14 protein-coding genes and 1 pseudogene are annotated in these 15319 nt (G+C 71.1%); 7 read left to right on the forward strand and 8 right to left on the reverse strand.

All coding sequences use genetic code 11. The annotated features are described in order from the left end of the window. Nucleotides 1-69: 69 nt before the first annotated feature. The 3 genes from ADK57_RS09165 to ADK57_RS09175 all read left to right on the forward strand — a co-directional run bounded on the left by ADK57_RS09165 (nucleotide 70) and on the right by ADK57_RS09175 (nucleotide 3933). Nucleotides 70-510 (forward strand): OsmC family protein, encoded by a 441-nt coding sequence (locus ADK57_RS09165; RefSeq protein ID WP_053748864.1) that lies wholly within the window; start codon nucleotides 70-72, stop codon nucleotides 508-510. Between the two features lie 140 nt (nucleotides 511-650). Further along, on the forward strand, nucleotides 651-2291 hold the full coding sequence (gene pgm, locus ADK57_RS09170; RefSeq protein WP_053748865.1) for a phosphoglucomutase (alpha-D-glucose-1,6-bisphosphate-dependent): 1641 nt from the start codon (nucleotides 651-653) through the stop codon (nucleotides 2289-2291). Between the two features lie 277 nt (nucleotides 2292-2568). Then, nucleotides 2569-3933 carry a pyridoxal phosphate-dependent decarboxylase family protein gene (locus tag ADK57_RS09175; RefSeq protein ID WP_053748866.1) on the forward strand — a complete coding sequence of 455 codons (1365 nt, stop codon included), beginning with the start codon at nucleotides 2569-2571 and terminating at the stop codon, nucleotides 3931-3933. Between the two features lie 208 nt (nucleotides 3934-4141). Here the strand turns inward: ADK57_RS09175 and ADK57_RS09180 are convergent, their stop codons facing one another. The 3 genes from ADK57_RS09180 to ADK57_RS09190 all read right to left on the reverse strand — a co-directional run bounded on the left by ADK57_RS09180 (nucleotide 4142) and on the right by ADK57_RS09190 (nucleotide 6648). Next, a complete protein-coding gene (locus tag ADK57_RS09180) occupies nucleotides 4142-5560 on the reverse strand; it encodes a DEAD/DEAH box helicase (RefSeq protein ID WP_053748867.1) in 1419 nt (472 codons plus the stop codon). A 252-nt stretch (nucleotides 5561-5812) separates the two neighbouring features. After that, nucleotides 5813-5995: a hypothetical protein gene (locus tag ADK57_RS09185; RefSeq protein ID WP_053748868.1), complete on the reverse strand. Its 183-nt coding sequence runs from the start codon at nucleotides 5993-5995 to the stop codon at nucleotides 5813-5815. After that, nucleotides 5992-6648: a hypothetical protein gene (locus tag ADK57_RS09190; protein ID WP_053748918.1), complete on the reverse strand. Its 657-nt coding sequence runs from the start codon at nucleotides 6646-6648 to the stop codon at nucleotides 5992-5994. Before ADK57_RS09190 ends, ADK57_RS09185 begins: the two co-directional genes overlap by 4 nt. Before the next feature lie 245 nt (nucleotides 6649-6893). Between ADK57_RS09190 and ADK57_RS50980 the strand changes: the two are divergent. After that, nucleotides 6894-7107: pseudogene (locus ADK57_RS50980) on the forward strand (hydroxylase); the annotation flags it as partial. Here ADK57_RS50980 and ADK57_RS09195 read toward each other — a convergent pair. Together ADK57_RS09195 and ADK57_RS09200 are read right to left on the reverse strand one after the other, a co-directional pair. Continuing rightward, nucleotides 7093-7755, reverse strand: a complete 663-nt coding sequence (locus ADK57_RS09195) for a response regulator (RefSeq protein ID WP_053748869.1) — start codon at nucleotides 7753-7755, stop codon at nucleotides 7093-7095. The pseudogene ADK57_RS50980 and the gene ADK57_RS09195 sit on opposite strands and share 15 nt — an antisense overlap. Then, complete coding sequence (locus tag ADK57_RS09200; protein WP_053748870.1) at nucleotides 7752-8879, reverse strand: sensor histidine kinase; 1128 nt, start codon at nucleotides 8877-8879, stop codon at nucleotides 7752-7754. Before ADK57_RS09200 ends, ADK57_RS09195 begins: the two co-directional genes overlap by 4 nt. A 231-nt stretch (nucleotides 8880-9110) precedes the next feature. Between ADK57_RS09200 and ADK57_RS09205 the strand changes: the two genes are divergently transcribed. Further along, nucleotides 9111-9518, forward strand: coding sequence for a DUF6223 family protein (locus ADK57_RS09205; protein ID WP_053748871.1), 408 nt, complete (start codon nucleotides 9111-9113; stop codon nucleotides 9516-9518). Between the two features lie 241 nt (nucleotides 9519-9759). Here the strand turns inward: ADK57_RS09205 and ADK57_RS09210 are convergent, their stop codons facing one another. Beyond that, the gene (locus tag ADK57_RS09210) at nucleotides 9760-10716 is read right to left on the reverse strand and encodes a threonine/serine dehydratase (RefSeq protein WP_053748872.1); all 957 of its coding nucleotides are present in this window, start codon (nucleotides 10714-10716) and stop codon (nucleotides 9760-9762) included. Nucleotides 10717-10839: 123 nt separating this feature from the next. On the opposite strand from ADK57_RS09210, the gene ADK57_RS09215 reads away from it, so the two are divergent. Both ADK57_RS09215 and ADK57_RS09220 read left to right on the forward strand, forming a co-directional pair. Next, nucleotides 10840-11505, forward strand: a complete 666-nt coding sequence (locus tag ADK57_RS09215) for a TetR/AcrR family transcriptional regulator C-terminal domain-containing protein (protein WP_053748873.1) — start codon at nucleotides 10840-10842, stop codon at nucleotides 11503-11505. 178 nt (nucleotides 11506-11683) lie between these two features. Further along, nucleotides 11684-12256, forward strand: coding sequence for a DM13 domain-containing protein (locus ADK57_RS09220; protein WP_053748874.1), 573 nt, complete (start codon nucleotides 11684-11686; stop codon nucleotides 12254-12256). 168 nt (nucleotides 12257-12424) lie between these two features. On the opposite strand, the gene ADK57_RS09225 is transcribed toward ADK57_RS09220, so the two are convergent. Further along, nucleotides 12425-14050, reverse strand: a complete 1626-nt coding sequence (locus ADK57_RS09225) for a CocE/NonD family hydrolase (protein ID WP_053748875.1) — start codon at nucleotides 14048-14050, stop codon at nucleotides 12425-12427. 441 nt (nucleotides 14051-14491) lie between these two features. Beyond that, nucleotides 14492-15316 carry an SAM-dependent methyltransferase gene (locus ADK57_RS09230; RefSeq protein ID WP_053748876.1) on the reverse strand — a complete coding sequence of 275 codons (825 nt, stop codon included), beginning with the start codon at nucleotides 15314-15316 and terminating at the stop codon, nucleotides 14492-14494. Nucleotides 15317-15319: the final 3 nt, after the last annotated feature.

Consider the following 15319-nt stretch of genomic DNA (forward strand, 5'->3'; position numbering starts at 1 on the left):
ACGCGCGGGCGCGGTACGTACGGTCAACAGTCCAGCGCAACGGCCGACTCGGCATTTAGTGTCGTCGGCATGACCGAAAACTCCCTGCGCTCCGTCACCGTCGAGCGAACCAGCACCGGCCACTTCACCGCTACGAACGCTCGCGGCGGCACGATCAGCTTCGGCACCGGTTCCGATCCGCACGGGGATGCCGAGTTCACCCCGGTCGAGTTGTTGCTCGCCGCGATCGGCGGCTGCACGGCGGTGGATGTCGATGCCGCCACCAGCCGGCACGCGGAACCCACCACGTTCTCCGTCGCGGTGACCGGCAACAAGATCAGCGACGAGCTCGGCAACCGGATGACCGACCTCGCGGTCACCTTCTCCGTCGCCTTCCCGGACGTCGAAGGCGCGGACCGGGCCCGGGCGATCCTTCCCCGAGCGGTCAGGACCTCCCACGACCGGCTCTGCACGGTCAGCCGTACGGTCGAGATCGGCACGCCCGTCACCGCGACGGTCGAGGACGCCTGACGTCACCCCCGAGTCGCCCCGCCCTTCACGTGCAGGACCCGCCGACCGCCCCCGCCGACCGACCCCTCTCGCATACCTGCGCCCCGACGAGGAAAGATGGGACGTCGAGCGACGGACCAACCCATGCGGAGGAACGGACCATGCAGCATGAACGAGCGGGTCAGGTGGCCGGTCCCGGGGACCTCGTAGACGTTGCCCGGCTGGTGACCACGTACTACGCGCTGCACCCCGACCCGGCCGACCCCGCGCAGCGGGTGGCGTTCGGTACGTCGGGGCACCGCGGATCGTCCCTGAACACGGCGTTCAACGAAGACCACATCGCCGCGACCAGCCAGGCCATCTGCGAGTACCGCAATGCGCAGGGCACCGACGGGCCGCTCTTCCTCGGCGCCGACACCCACGCCCTGTCCGAGCCCGCCCGGGTCACCGCGCTGGAGGTGTTCGCCGCCAACGACGTGACCGTGCTCATCGACAGCGCGGACGGCTACACGCCCACCCCGGCCGTCTCGCACGCCATCCTCGCCCACAACCGCGGCCGCACCACCGGCCTCGCGGACGGGGTGGTCGTCACCCCCTCGCACAACCCGCCCGCCGACGGCGGCTTCAAGTACAACCCGCCCAGCGGCGGCCCGGCCGGCTCCGAGGCGACCTCCTGGATCCAGGACCGCGCCAACGAGATCATCGCGGCCGGCCTCAAGGACGTACGCCGTGTCCCGTACGCCCGGGCGCTCACGGCTCCCGGCACCGGACGCTACGACTTCCTCGGCAGCTACGTCGTCGACCTGCCCGCCGTCCTGGACCTGGACGCGATCCGCGCCGCGGGCGTCCGTATCGGCGCCGACCCGCTCGGCGGGGCCTCCGTCGCCTACTGGGGCCGCATCGCCGAGGAGCACCGGCTCGACCTGACCGTGGTCAACCCGATCGCCGATCCCACCTGGCGCTTCATGACGCTGGACTGGGACGGCAAGATCCGCATGGACTGCTCGTCGCCGTACGCGATGGCCTCGCTCATCGAGCAGCGGGACCGTTTCCAGATCGCCACGGGCAACGACGCCGACGCCGACCGGCACGGCATCGTCACCCCGGACGCGGGCCTGATGAACCCCAACCACTACCTGGCCGCCGCCATCGCCTACCTGTACGCCCACCGCGAGCAGTGGCCGGACGGCACCGGGATCGGCAAGACCCTGGTGTCGTCCTCGATGATCGACCGTGTCGCCGCCGACCTCGGCCGCCGACTCGTCGAAGTGCCCGTCGGCTTCAAGTGGTTCGTGGACGGCCTGGTCGACGGTTCGCTCGGGTTCGGCGGGGAGGAGTCGGCCGGCGCGTCGTTCCTGCGCCGCGACGGCTCGGTGTGGACCACCGACAAGGACGGCATCATCCTGGCGCTGCTCGCCTCCGAGATCACCGCCATCACCGGGAAGACCCCCTCGGAGCACTACGCCGCCCTGACGGCCCGCTTCGGCGAGCCCGCCTACGCCCGCATCGACGCCCCGGCGACCCGCGAGGAGAAGGCACTGCTCGCCAAGCTCTCGCCCGCGCAGGTCACGGCGGACACCCTGGCCGGGGAGGCCGTCACCGGCGTACTCACCGAGGCACCCGGCAACGGCGCGGGTATCGGCGGCATCAAGGTGACCACCGAGAACGCATGGTTCGCCGCCCGCCCCTCGGGCACCGAGGACGTCTACAAGATCTACGCCGAGTCGTTCCAGGGACCCGACCACCTGCGCCGCGTCCAGGAGGAGGCCAAGGACGTGGTGATGGCCGCCCTCGGCGGCTGACCGCCTGGTCGCGGGGCGGGATTCGGGCGACGGCGAAGCGGAACGCGCCGGCGCCCCCGCCCGGCGAGGCGGGACGGTCTGCGATGCGGCGTCCTTCGTCGACGGTTCCGGGAGGCGCCTTCGCTTCGGCGGATCGGGTGTCGACGGGTGCGGAAGCCCCGCGGGAGCCGCGCCGGATCCTGGACTCGTTCTTTCCGCCGCTCGGTGATCAAGGTGTGGGAGTGACCGTGCAGTTCGTGGCTTGCGTGGCCGCGGTGGCTGGCTCATAGTCCGAGGTATGGACGCGCGCGAGAGGGCGCTCCGACAGGCCTACGGCCATGCCGTCCGCTGGCTGGAGAGCCTGTCGGACCGCCGGGTTCCCGCCGGCGCCTCGGTCGACGAGATCGTGCGCGCGCTCGGTGCCGAACTGCCCGACGGTCCCAGCACGCCCGCCGACGTCGTCGACCTGCTGGCCACGGCCTGTGAACCGGGGCTCACCGGGTTTCCCGGTGGCCGCTTCTACGGGTTCGTGGTCGGCGGCACCGAACCAGCCGCGCTGGCCGCGGACTGGCTGGTCAGTGCCTGGGATCAGAACTGCGTGATGCGCGCAGTCTCGCCCGCATACACGGCGGCGGAGGACATCGCGAGCGCGTGGTTGCTCGATCTGCTCGGCCTGCCGAGTGACAGCGCCGTCGGCTTCACCACCGGAGCCACGATGGCGAACTTCACCTGCCTCGCCGCCGGACGCGACGCGGTACTGCGGCGCGCCGGCTGGGATGTCGGTGACGGACTCGCAGGGGGGCCGGCTGTACGCGTCATCGCCGGCGCGGACCGCCACATGGCCATCGACCTGGCGCTGCGCTACCTGGGGCTCGGCAGACCCGAACTGGTCAAGGCGGACGATCAAGGGCGCATCGAGCCCGAGGCCCTGCGCCACACCCTGGCGACCGGCGGTCGGAGGCCCACGATCGTGATCCTTCAGGCCGGAGACATCCACTCCGGCGCCTTCGATCCCTTCGTCGAGGCGATCCGTGCCGCTCGCGAGGCGGATGCTTGGGTGCACGTCGACGGCGCCTTCGGACTGTGGGCGGCTGCCTCCCCGCAATACGCCCACCTGACGGCGGGCTGCACACATGCCGACTCCTGGGCGACGGATGCCCACAAGACCCTGAACGTCCCCTACGACAGCGGCCTCGCCATCGTGCGCGACCCGTTGGCGGTCCGGGCGGCGATGGGCCTGCACGGCGACTACCTCATCCAGGACGAACACGGCGACCCCATCGACAAGGTCCCCGAGCTCTCCCGGCGCGGCAGGGCCTTCACCGTGTGGGCCGCGCTCAGGTCCCTCGGCCGTTCAGGTGTGGCCGACCTGGTCGAGCGACTGTGCCGACACGCCTGCGCGTTCGCCACCGGCATCGCCGGGATCGACGGCGCGACGGTCCTCAACGAGGTGGTGTTCACCCAGGTCTGCGCCGAGTTCGGCAACGACGAACGCACGGAACGGGTGCTCGCCCGGCTGCTCGAGGACGGCACGGCGTGGATCAGCGGCTCCACCTGGCACGGCCGGCGCGTCATGCGGATCTCGGTGAGCAACTGGTCGACGACCGACGACGACGTGACGCGCGCGCTCGACGCGATCCGGCGCGCATCCCTCAGCGCCTGATACGTCGCGTGCCATGTGCGGTTCACTCCCGATGGACGTGCGACGTTTGATGTTTGACGTTTGTCGTGTCCGGCGTGGCAAGTGAGGGCGGAGCCCGGCGAGTTCGGCGTACGTCACGCCTTCCGCGCGGATGTCGGTGCGCAGAACGGGGCCCGGTCGTAGAGGCATCTCGGCTCGCCAGTGGCGATGTACCCCAGTCCGTCCGGCGTCAGCGGGCCTTGCGTACCCGGGCCGCCGCGCGGGCTTCCGCGGTCTTGCGGGCCTCGGCGGCCTTGCGGGACTCCTTCGCGGGGCGGCCCGCACGGGTGCCCAGGCCGCGGAAGGGGGCGTTTCCGCTGCTGGTCTTCGCGCCGGTCGGCGGGCGTTTCGCCCCGGTGATGGTGGTCAGCTTCTCCTCGCCGGAGCGCACTTGGGTGACCGTCGGCCGGATCCCGGCATCGGACATCATGCGGTTCACATCGCGCCGCTGGTTGGGCGTGACCAGGGTGACCACGCTCCCGGACTCCCCGGCGCGCGCGGTGCGCCCGCCACGGTGCAGGTAGTCCTTGGCGTCGGCGGGCGGGTCGACATTGACGACGAGGTCGAGTGCCTCGATGTGAATGCCCCGCGCCGCGACATTGGTGGCCACCAGCACGGTGATCTCACCGTCCTTGAACTGGCCCAGCGTGTGCGTGCGCTGCGGCTGCGACTTCCCGCTGTGCAGGGCGGCCGCCCGTACGCCGCTCGCCCGCAGGTGACGGGTGAACTGGTCCACACCGGCCTTCGTGTCCAGGAACATCAGTACCCGGCCGTCCCGCGCGGCGATCTCGGTCGCGGTCGCGTACTTGTCGGCGGCGTGGATGTTCAGCACGTGGTGTTCCATCGTGGTGACCGAGCCCGCCATCCGGTCGACCGATGCGAGAACCGGCTCGTGCAGGTAACTCCGTACCAGCTGGTCGACGTTGCGGTCGAGCGTGGCCGAAAACAGCAGCCGCTGCCCGTCGGAGCGGACCTGGTCCAGGATCTCCGAGACCTGCGGCAGGAACCCCAAGTCGCACATCTGGTCCGCCTCGTCCAAGACCGTGATCCGCACCTGATTCAGGTGGCAGTCCCGGCGCGACACCAGATCGGCCAGCCGCCCCGGCGTCGCGATGACCACTTCGGCGCCGGTTCGCAGCAGCGCCGACTGCCGGTTGATCGACAGCCCGCCGACCACCGTCGCAAGTCGCACGTTCAGTGTCTGCGCGTACGGCGCCAGCGCGTCGCTCACCTGCTGCGCGAGCTCTCGGGTCGGCACCAGGACCAGCGCGAGCGGCCGCTTCGACTCCGCCCGCAGGCCTGCCGTCCGGACGAGCAGCGCCAGCCCGAAAGCGAGCGTCTTGCCGGAGCCGGTCCGTGCGCGGCCGAGGACATCGCGGCCGGCCAGCGCGTTGGGCAGGGTCGCCGCCTGGATCGGGAAAGGCTCCGTCACCCCGAGGCCGAGCATCGTCGTCAACAGTTCCGACGGCAGCCCGAGTGCGTCGAATGACTCGGCCGGCGGCAGCCCCGGGGACAGTGCCTGCGGCGTCGAGAGTTCGCCCAGCGGCGCTGTCGCCCGCTGTGGCTTGCCGGCACGGGAGTGTCCAGGGACCGACGGCTTCGCGTTCATGGGGAACCTTCCTGATCTGGCGCCCGGAACGCGCCGGGGCCCGTACCCCTTGGTACGGGCCCCGGCGGTGTCGAAGCGTGCCCCCATTTTACCAGCGGGCGCTCGTGCGCCCGCCGGTCCGGTCGGCCCGCGCACCTGACGCCGGGCCCCGGCCGCCTCACGAACGGCAGGCACCTGATCCCCGGCTCACCGGCAAGCCGCCGTGTGGAAGCTGCCGTAGCCGACCTGTCAGGACGGCAGGCCCGTACGACGTCACAAGGCGACGACGCGGTCGTGGTGGTCGTGGGGGACCAGGACCTCGTAGCGGACCTCGTGCGCACGCAGCCATACCTCCGTTCGCTCGCGATGCTCCTCGCCGCGCCCGCGGAGCAGGACGATGACATCGCCGGGCCGGCCCGGGAGGCGACCGGTACGGCACGCCGTTCCAGACGTCATGCGTCGGCTTGCGCCGGCTGTTCCTCGGTCTGCGCCGGTGCAGCCTGCTCCGGGCCGTCGGGGGCGGTATAGAAGACGGATGTGCCCTGCTTGGTGCGCTGAGCCTGGTTCCTGGCCACCAGGCCCTCGAGGGTGGTGCGCACCACGGTCGTCTTGACGTTGCGCTCGGGATGGACCTGACCGAGCGCTGTGGCGATCTCCGCCGCCGAACGGGGCTCACTCTGGTCGGCGAGATGGCGGCGGACCAGTTCGACGAGCGTCGGCTGTGCCGCGCTGGTGGTCTCGGCCCGGGGCGCACGCTTTTCGGCGGCGGGCTTCTTGGCTGCAGCGCGGCGGGGAACGGCGGCCGTCTTCTTCGTCCGCGGCCGTTTGCCCGCGCCGGAAGCGCTGGGCGTCTCCTTGCGCGGGGTGGGAACCGTGACGCTTTCGGCGTTGGACGGAGCGGCAATCTCTGCGGAAACCGGTGCTGTGCCGATCGCCTGCTGAATGCCGACGAGCATCGTGTGGTCGCGCTCAAGAGCCGCCAACTGCTCCTGCAGGGCGGCGATTTCGCCGCTGATCCGTTGTTGTTCCTTGGCGTTGTTCTCGAGGTCGGCAGTTACTTGAGCGGTGTACTGCGATGTCAATCCGATAGCGGAAGTGTTCTCAGACACGGGACGCACAACCTTTCCTCGGCCCGAGGCCGGAGTTGAGGGCTGCCACACATGTGAGCATTGCCGGGCCGATGCCTGTGTGGCGGCAACAACAACCCTTGCACAATGTCCTGCCGTAGCGATGGTACGGAGAACCGGACCAGGTTGTTCCCCACAGACATCGCTCAGCACCGTCAAGCTGTATGGCCTGCCCCTCGGTGGCAGCGGCCTCACATGAAGGCCCCTCTCGGTGTCGGCGTCGAGGCGTCGAGGGTGATCTGACCGAACCCGTCGGCCTGGTACCGGAGTTGGAGGGCGTCACCGGCCTTCATCTGATCACTTTCGGTGGGGCCTGTTTCGCTCCGCTGGAGACCGGTCCGCGGATCCTGGAGCCGGCCCGCGCGGCCGGAGTGCGCCGGGTCACCGTGCTGCAACGGCGGCGGGCCGGCCGCAATCCGGTCTCGGTCAGCGGTTGCGTGGGGCGACCAGGCCCGATTCGTAGGCGAGGACCACGAGTTGGGCGCGGTCACGGGCATGGAGCTTGGTCATGGCCCGGTTGATGTGGGTCTTCGCGGTCAGCGGGCTGATCACCATGCGGTCGGCGATCTGGTCGTTGCACAGGCCCTGCGCGACCAGGGCGACGGCCTCGCGTTCGCGGTTGGTCAGCTCCTCCAGCCCCGTGCCGACACCGGTGGGGGGCGGCTGGGCAACGTACCGGTTGATCAGCCTGCGGGTGATCGACGGGGCGAGCAGTGCGTCACCCCGCGCGGCGACACGTACGGCGTGAAGGAGGTCCTCCGGCAGGATGTCCTTGACGAGGAATCCGGCTGCGCCGGCACGCAGCGCGTTGAAGACGTATTCGTCGAAGCCGTAGTTGGTGAGGATGACGACGTGTACCCCGGCCAGGGTCGGTTCGGCGGCGATGCGTCGGGTCGCCTCGATGCCGTCGACCACCGGCATCCGGATGTCGATGAGCACGATGTCGGGCAGGTGTTCCCTGGTGAGGGCCAGGCCCTCCAGCCCGTCGCCGGCCTCGGCCACCACCTCGATGTCGTCTTCGAGGTCGAGGAGCGCGCGGAATCCGCTGCGCAGGAGCGGCTGGTCGTCCACCAGCAGTACACGGATCATCGTGCCTGCTCCACAGGGAGTTCGGCCTCGACGGTGAAGCCTCCCTCGCCGCGCGGCTCCGCCCGCAGCCGACCACCGAGGGCGGTGACGCGTTCGCGCATCCCGAGCAGCCCGACGCCGGGCACCGGGGCGGTGTCCGCAGTGGCCTTGCCGTCGTCGTCGACGCGTATCGCGAGGGCGTCCGGACGGCGGTCGATCCGGACGGACGCCGTAGTGGCGGCGGCATGCCGGGCGATGTTGGTGAGTGACTCCTGAACGATCCGGTAGGCGGTCCGGTCCACCGCGGCCGGTAGGTCGTGCCGTTGCCCCTCGATCGTCAGCGTCGCGTCCAGGCCGATCGCACAGGCCCGAGCCACCAGTTCCGGGACGTTGTCGAGGCCGCGCGGCGGGGTCGTGTCGTCGTCGCGCAGCGCCTCCAGGGTCGCGCGCAGCTCCCGGGTCGCCTCACGTCCGGCCGCCTGGATCGCCAGCAGGGCCTGCGACACCTGTTCGCCTCGCTTGCGGGCCACATGCACGGCGACTTCGGCCTGCACCTTGATGATCGAGATCTGGTGGGTGAGCGAGTCGTGCAACTCCCGTGCGATGTGCAGCCGTTCCTCGTCAGCGCGGCGCCGTGCGGTCTCCTCCCGGGTGCGCTCGGCTTCGTCGGCCCGCCGCTCGGCCTGCCGCAGCGCTTCTCCCGCGGCACCGGCCGCGATCAGCCAGGCCAGCTCCAGTGCGCCTCGGGCCTGTGCGAACGCCTCGCCCGTGTCGTGCAGCCCCGAGGCCAGGGCGGCGAGGGGAAGAGTGACCAGCATGGCCACGGACGCCGCCACCGTAGCGGTGCGGTGTCCCGCCCGTACGGTTGCGTACACCGCGAAGAGATACGCGACGGCAGGCACGTCGAAGCCGGCCGCCTGGTAACCCACCGCGCACAGCCCGGTTGCGACCAGGACGGTGACCGGAGCCCGGCGGCGTACGGCCAGCGCAAGGCCACCGGACACCAGGAGAGCCTGGCCGAGCAGGTCGAGGTGGGTGCCGGAGCGCTGCCCGGACAGTCCGGTGACCAGCAGCGTCGCCGCCACGCAGACGGCGACCGCCCAGTCTCTGACACCGGCCCCGACACCCCACCGCCCTGTGCTCATGCGCGCACCCTAATCGGATGCCGCTGCGGGCGAGTCCCGCTCGCGGATGAGCAGCCGCCTACCGCGCACGCAGTAGTTTCGCGGCGCCTGCCACGTCTGCGGCATCCGGATGCGCCGTCGGCGGCAGCGCGAAGTGTCTCCGTCCGCAGGACGACCGGAAGTGCGCCCGGCGACATGATCGGGCGACATCCGAAACCGCGGAAAACCAGACGCACGGAAGAGGAGAGGGACATGAGCGCATCCGGAGCCTTGATGTCAGTTCGACTTGTGGCGGCGGAGGCCACGCAGGTCTCGGTCCAGCCGACCGCCGCCGGTGTGTACGCCATGAGCGCCGGGCGACTCGGGGCCGGTGCGGCCGCCGTGCTGGGCCTGATCGGCGTGGTCGTGGGTGGGATGGCTCTGGCCCGCCCCAGCGGTCGTTTCGGCACCGGCTCCGGGCGCCTGGGAGTCGTGGTGGCTCTGACTGCGGGGCTGATCGCCATGGCGCTCGGCGGGTTGGTCGTGGCAACCTCCGACGGAGGTGTCGGTACCGGCAACGGGCTCGGCGGGGCCATCGTGGCCCTGGTCGTGGGGCTGATCGCCCTGGCCCTGGGTGGGCTGGCTCTTGCCCGTTCCCGCCGCACCGGCGTTCCCGCGTGACCAGGACGTGCCTTGAGGTGCATCCACCGGATCGGTGTGGCCATCGGCTCCGACCAGGGTTTTGGCTGGGTGCCCGGAGCAGCGGCAGCACCGGCGGACGTCGACCGTCGGCCAGGCATGCGCATGCGCATGCTCTTGGTCGCGGTGGTGACGTCCACGGCCCGAACCGTTCGGGCAGGTCCCGCCACCGCACCCGGGCCCAGGATTCGCGACGTCGGCGGCAGGCTTGGCCGAGTGGCGGTCAGTGGACCAGGTCGCTCGGGTCGGTGTTGGCGCCGCAGAGCACGACGGCGACCTTCTCGCCGGGGGCGGCCCGGTAGGGGGCCTCGGCGGCCGTGAGGGCGGCGAGGGCGGTGCCGGCGCCGTGCTCCACCGCCACCCTCCGGTGGTCCCACAGCGCCTGGCGGGCGCGGATGATCTCGCTGTCCGGCACGAGGGTGGAGCGCACGCCGTCCTGTTGGGCCGCATGGAGCGCCATCGTGGAGGTGCGGCGGGCGCCGAGGGAGTCGGCGGCCACGGAATCCACGGTGACGTCGACAGGGTGACCGGCCTCCAGGGCGGCGTTCAGGGCGCGGCAGTTCTGCGGCTCGACGGCGACGGTTCGGATGCCGTGGTACCTGGCGGCGGTGGCCACGCCGGTGAACAGTCCGCCGCCTCCGACGGCGACCACGACCGTGTCCAGGCCGGGGAGCCGGTCGCGGATCTCCTCCAGCAGGGTGCCCGCTCCGGCGGCTGTCAGCGGATGGTCGTAGGCATGGGAGGCGAGCGCGCCGGTGTCGGCGGCGAACTCCTCACAGGCGGCCAGGGCTTCGGCGTACTCCGTGCCGACGAGGCGGACATCGGCACCGTATGACCGCAGCTTGGCCACCTTCACCGCGGGCGCCGTGGTGGGTACGAAGACGGTGGCGGCGATGCCCTGCTGCCGAGCCGCCCACGCACACGCCAGTCCGGCGTTGCCGCCCGAGGCGATGGTCACCCCGGCATCGGGCAGGGTGCCGGCGTCGCGGTGGGCCTGGATGAAGTTCTGCGCTCCGCGGGCCTTGAACGATCCTGTGTGCTGCATGAACTCCAGGGCCAGCCACATCTCGCACGGCCCCGGCACGCTCCCGGCGTCGACCGGGGCGAGGGTGACGGGGCGGACGCGGCCGGTGATCCGTTCGGTGGCGGCCTTGATGTCGTCGTAGGTGAGCCGGCGCATGGTGTTGCTCCTGGTGAGGGGGCGACCGCTGGCGGTGGGTCGGCCGTCGGTGGCCCGACGGTGGCGCCGTGGCAGCGAGTACTCGACTGGGTTTTCGATACGACGTATCGTACAGTGACTCGCATGCCGCGCCACTCACCTTCCCTGGACCGTGCGACCCCGGGCCGTATCGCCGAGAGCGCCCTTCTCCTGGTCGACGAGGGCGGTCCCGAGGCGTTGACCTTCCGTGCGCTGGCCGCGCGGCTGGACATCTCCCTCGCCTCTCTCCAACGCCGCTGCACCGACCTGGCCGGACTTCTGGACCTGTGCACCGACCATCTGGCCGCCCGCCTGCCCGCGATCGAGCCCGGCACCGACTGGGCGACGGCCACCGAGACGCGGTTCGTCGCGCTGTTCCGGCTGCTCGCGGCTCACCCGGGGCTGCTCGCCCTGCGCGGGACGCGCCCATGGCTCGGGCCGAACCTGCTGGCCCGCCTGGTGGAGCCGCAGCTGGCCGACAGCCTCGCGGCCGGCATGAACCCGGTGGAGGCGATCACCGCGTACCGGCGGATGTACCTGCTCACCCTCGGCAGCGCGAGCTTCGTCGACCACCGCGACCCCAAGGCCGCCCAGGCCGCCACGCGCATCGCACTGGCTGCGCTCGACCCGGAGGAGTTCCCGGCGCTGACCGGCCACCTCGCCGCGATCGTGCCCGCCGTGACCGACGACGAGGTCTACTACGGGGCATTGCGTCAGCTGATCCGCGCCGCCGATCCGAGGCGGGCGGCGGCCGAGGAGAGCCGACGGTGATCGCGGTTCCTCGTCTGTGCCGCAGCGCCGTCGCCCCGGGAATCCTGGCGCCCGCCAACACGCGTAGGGGAAGCGCGAGGACGACGTAAGGATTCCGTCATCTCCTGCGGGGTTATGGGGCGGCCGCACTCTTCCGTTGAATGGGACGGACAGGCAACCTGCAAGAGATGAGGCGGGGATGGGGCGCGTGCGGAGGGTACTGACCAGGCCGTGGGTCATCGGAGCGCTGGTGGTGGTCGTCGTCGGAGCCGGCTTCGGGCTGTACTGGTTCCAGCCGTGGAAGCTGTGGCAGGACGAGACCGTCGAGGAGGCCCTGCCCGGTGGCATCGTGCAGACCTCCGGGCCTGTGGCTGCGCCCTCGAAAGCACCCTCCGAGCCGTCCTCTTCGGCTGCCGGGCCGCGGGCCCTCGCGAGCGGTGAGCTGATCAGCCACGAGCACGCGACGTCGGGCACGGTGAAGCTCGTACGGCTGGCCGACGGCTCCCACGTCGTCCGGCTGGAGGACCTCGACACCAGCAACGGGCCGGACCTGCGCGTGTGGTTGACCGACGCACCGGTGAAGGAGGGGAAGGCGGGGTGGCACGTCTTCGACGACGGGGAGTACGTCAGCCTCGGCAGACTCAAGGGCAACAAGGGCAGTCAGAACTACCCCCTGCCCGACGGCATCGACCCCGCCCGCTACACCAGCGTCAGTATCTGGTGCGACCGCTTCGACGTTTCCTTCGGAGCTGCCGAACTCGCCCGCGCCTGACGCCGGTGCGCAGCACGGCCGGTCAACGGTGCTCGGCGCAGGGTGCCGAGGGCGGTGGTGATGCCGGCCGGTTCGGCGCGGGTGGTGTCGTCGGTGTCGACGAAGGCCCAACGGATCGCTGAGCACTCCGCACAGTCATGAGACGGCGCGTGATCGCCCGGACAGGTGCTAATCGATCGGCTGCCGGACTGGCAGGATCACCGCGGACGGGTGCGCGGGCTCGTGGAACACCTCCTGATCGGCGGCGCGGAGAGTGGTGGCGGTTGCCCTGGGTTCGCCGGTGCCCGGATTGCGGTTGTAGCGGGGGAAGGCGCCGCTGGAGACCTGGACCCGGATGCGGTGACCGTGCCGGAAGCGGTACGCCGTCGGCCACAGGCGCACCGTCGCACACGAAGTCCGGTCGGCTTCGGTCAGGCTGATCAGGCCGTCGCACACATTGGTCGAGCGACCCTCCTCGTCCACGTCGCACAGTCGGACGAACACGTCCGCGCAGGGCAGGCTGGAGCGGAACCAGATCTCGGCAGTGACCTCGCCGATCACCTCGACGTCCGTGTCGAGTGTGGCGGTGGTGTAGGTCAGCACGTCCGGCCGGGCTTCGAGTGCGGTGTTGTCGACGCGGCCCGCCTTGACGCCGGGGGCCAAGCGCACCCCGCCGACGGCCGGGGTCGGGTCGGCCGGGTCGTAGTGGTAGTCGTCCGGCGCGGACTCACCCGGCGGGGTGGCGGTCAGGGTGCCGGCCGGGTGCAGGTGGAAGCGCTGCGGAGCGTATCCGGGCGGCGGCCAGGAGGGGAAGTCGCGCCAGTTGTCCTCGCCCATGACGAAAAGGCGCACCGGGGCACGCTCGGGCGGCTGTTCGCCGCGGGCGTGGGCCAGCCCGAAGTCGAGGGCCTCGGCGGTCGCCGTGACCCCCAGGTCCCTGGAGATGTGCGACCAGGGGCCGACGGTGAGCCGGGCCTGCTGTCCGGCCGCCTGCACGGCCTGGAAGTCGCGGAGTTGGCCGGGCAGGAAGATGTCGTACCAGCCGCCGACCGAACTCACCGGTGCCGTGAGGCCGGCTATCCGGTGACTGTGGTCGAGCTCCGCCCATCGCGGCGTGTCGGCGTCGTGGGCGAGGACGTCCTGGATGTAGTCGGAGCGGTGACCCAAGGCGGCGGCATCGGCCTGGTCGAGCGGCAACGTGTCCATGGCGCGCCGCACCCGTTTCGCCCCCAGCAGTTGACGCGGCATCGCCCAACGGCGTTCCTGGCCGGCGACCATGACACCCCAGCCGAACGGTGTCTCCAGGGAGAATCCGTCCTTGCGGAGGAACTCCAGGGAGAGGGCCGATTCCGACACCGAAAGGACCATCGCCTTGACCTGTGGTGGCAGCCGGTCGGCCACCGCCCACTGGACGTAGCCGAGGTAGCTGGTCCCGAACAGCACCATCGACTCGCCGAACCAGGGCTGCTTGATCACCCACTCCAGGGTGTCCAGCCCGTCCTCGCGCTCGTGCCGGAACGGGTCGAAGACGCCGCCGGAGCCGAACGTCCCGCGGGTGCTCTGGATCAGCACCTGGAAGCCGCGCTCGGCCAGCGGCCTGACCATCGGCCCTGCCGCCATGCCCGCCCTGCCGTACGGAATGCGAAGGAGCGCGGTCGCCAAGCCGTCGCCGCCGGACTTCGGGGCCCAGCGGTCGGCCAGCAGAACGGCCCCGTCGCGCATCGGCACCCGCAGGTCACGATGGACGACCAGATCCCTGGTGGGCGGCGGGGGAAGGCGCAGTAGGCGCTGAGTGAAATGGCTGCCCAGGTTCATCGGCGGAGTCCTCTGCCTGCTCGTACGTGGTGACTTGCGCCTGACAACGACCCGAGACGGAGCATACGGGCCCACCGGGGTTGGCGGCGAAGACGGCCGACGGAGAGCATGAGTGGTCGGGCCCTTGGGTGCCCCCACGGCTGCGATTCCGTCGCCGGTGCCGCGCACGGACAGCAGGGCGAGCCGGGTGCCGGTGAACGTGAAGGTCGGGTGTTGCCGGCCTGGTCGCTCCAGTGGTCGTCGCCCCGGAAGCACTGGGCGGCGCAGCCGGTGCCGGAACTCCAGTCGGCGCCGTACCTGTCGGCGCGGCGAGGGCGGGTCGGACGCGATGGGAGGGGCGACCACGACGCGGATCGGCGCTGGCCGGCTTCGGTCAGGGTCGCACCCGCCTGCCGCTGTCCGGCGCCCCCACCTGACTCGTGAGCGGGCGGTACCGGCTGGTCAGGGCTTGATGCCCACCCCGGTCCACAGGCTGACGGTGGCGTCCGTGGGCGCTTGTGCGGACTCGTCCCCGTTCGACGCGTCGGGCCGCCAGCGGTGGCCGACGGTGACGCCGGGGTCGAGCAGGTCGAGTCCGTCGAAGAAGCGCGCCACGTCCTTCTGGGAGCGGAACTGCACCGGCGTCCCGGCGGCGGTGTAGATGTCGGTGACCTTCTGCCAGGTGGGCGGGTCGAAGTCGGGCGTGCAGTGGCTGAGGGCCAGCGCGCTGCCCGACGGGAGGGCGCCGAGCAGGCGGTCGAGGATTCCGTACGGGTCCTGGGCGTCCGTGACGAAGTGCATGAGGGCGTTCAGCGACAACGCCACGGGCCGGTCCAGGTCCAGGACCTCGGCCAGTTCGGGGGCGTTGAGCAGCGCCTCCGGGTCGTTGACGTCCGCTTCGATGTACGTGGTGCGGCCCTGGGGAGTGCTGCGCATGAGGCGTTCGGCGTACTTGAGGACCAGGGGGTCGTTGTCGGCGTACACCACGCGCGCTTCGGGGACCACGCTCTGGGCCACCTGGTGCAGGTTCGGCTCGGTGGGAATACCGGTGCCGATGTCGAGCCACTGACGGATGCCGTGCTCCTGGGCGAGCACACGGGTGGCCCGGTGCATGAAGGCCCGGTTCTCGCGGGCGCACACGAAGATGCCGGGGTAGGCCGCGGCGACGGTCTCGGCGGCCTGCTTGTCGACGTCGAAGTGGTCCTTGCCGCCGAGGTAGTAGTCGTACATGCGGGCGGAGTGCGGCCTGCTGGTGTCTATGCCCCGTGCGGCGCGGGTGTTGCTCATCCT

The organism is Streptomyces sp. MMG1533 (assembly GCF_001279775.1).
GTDB lineage: Bacteria > Actinomycetota > Actinomycetes > Streptomycetales > Streptomycetaceae > Streptomyces.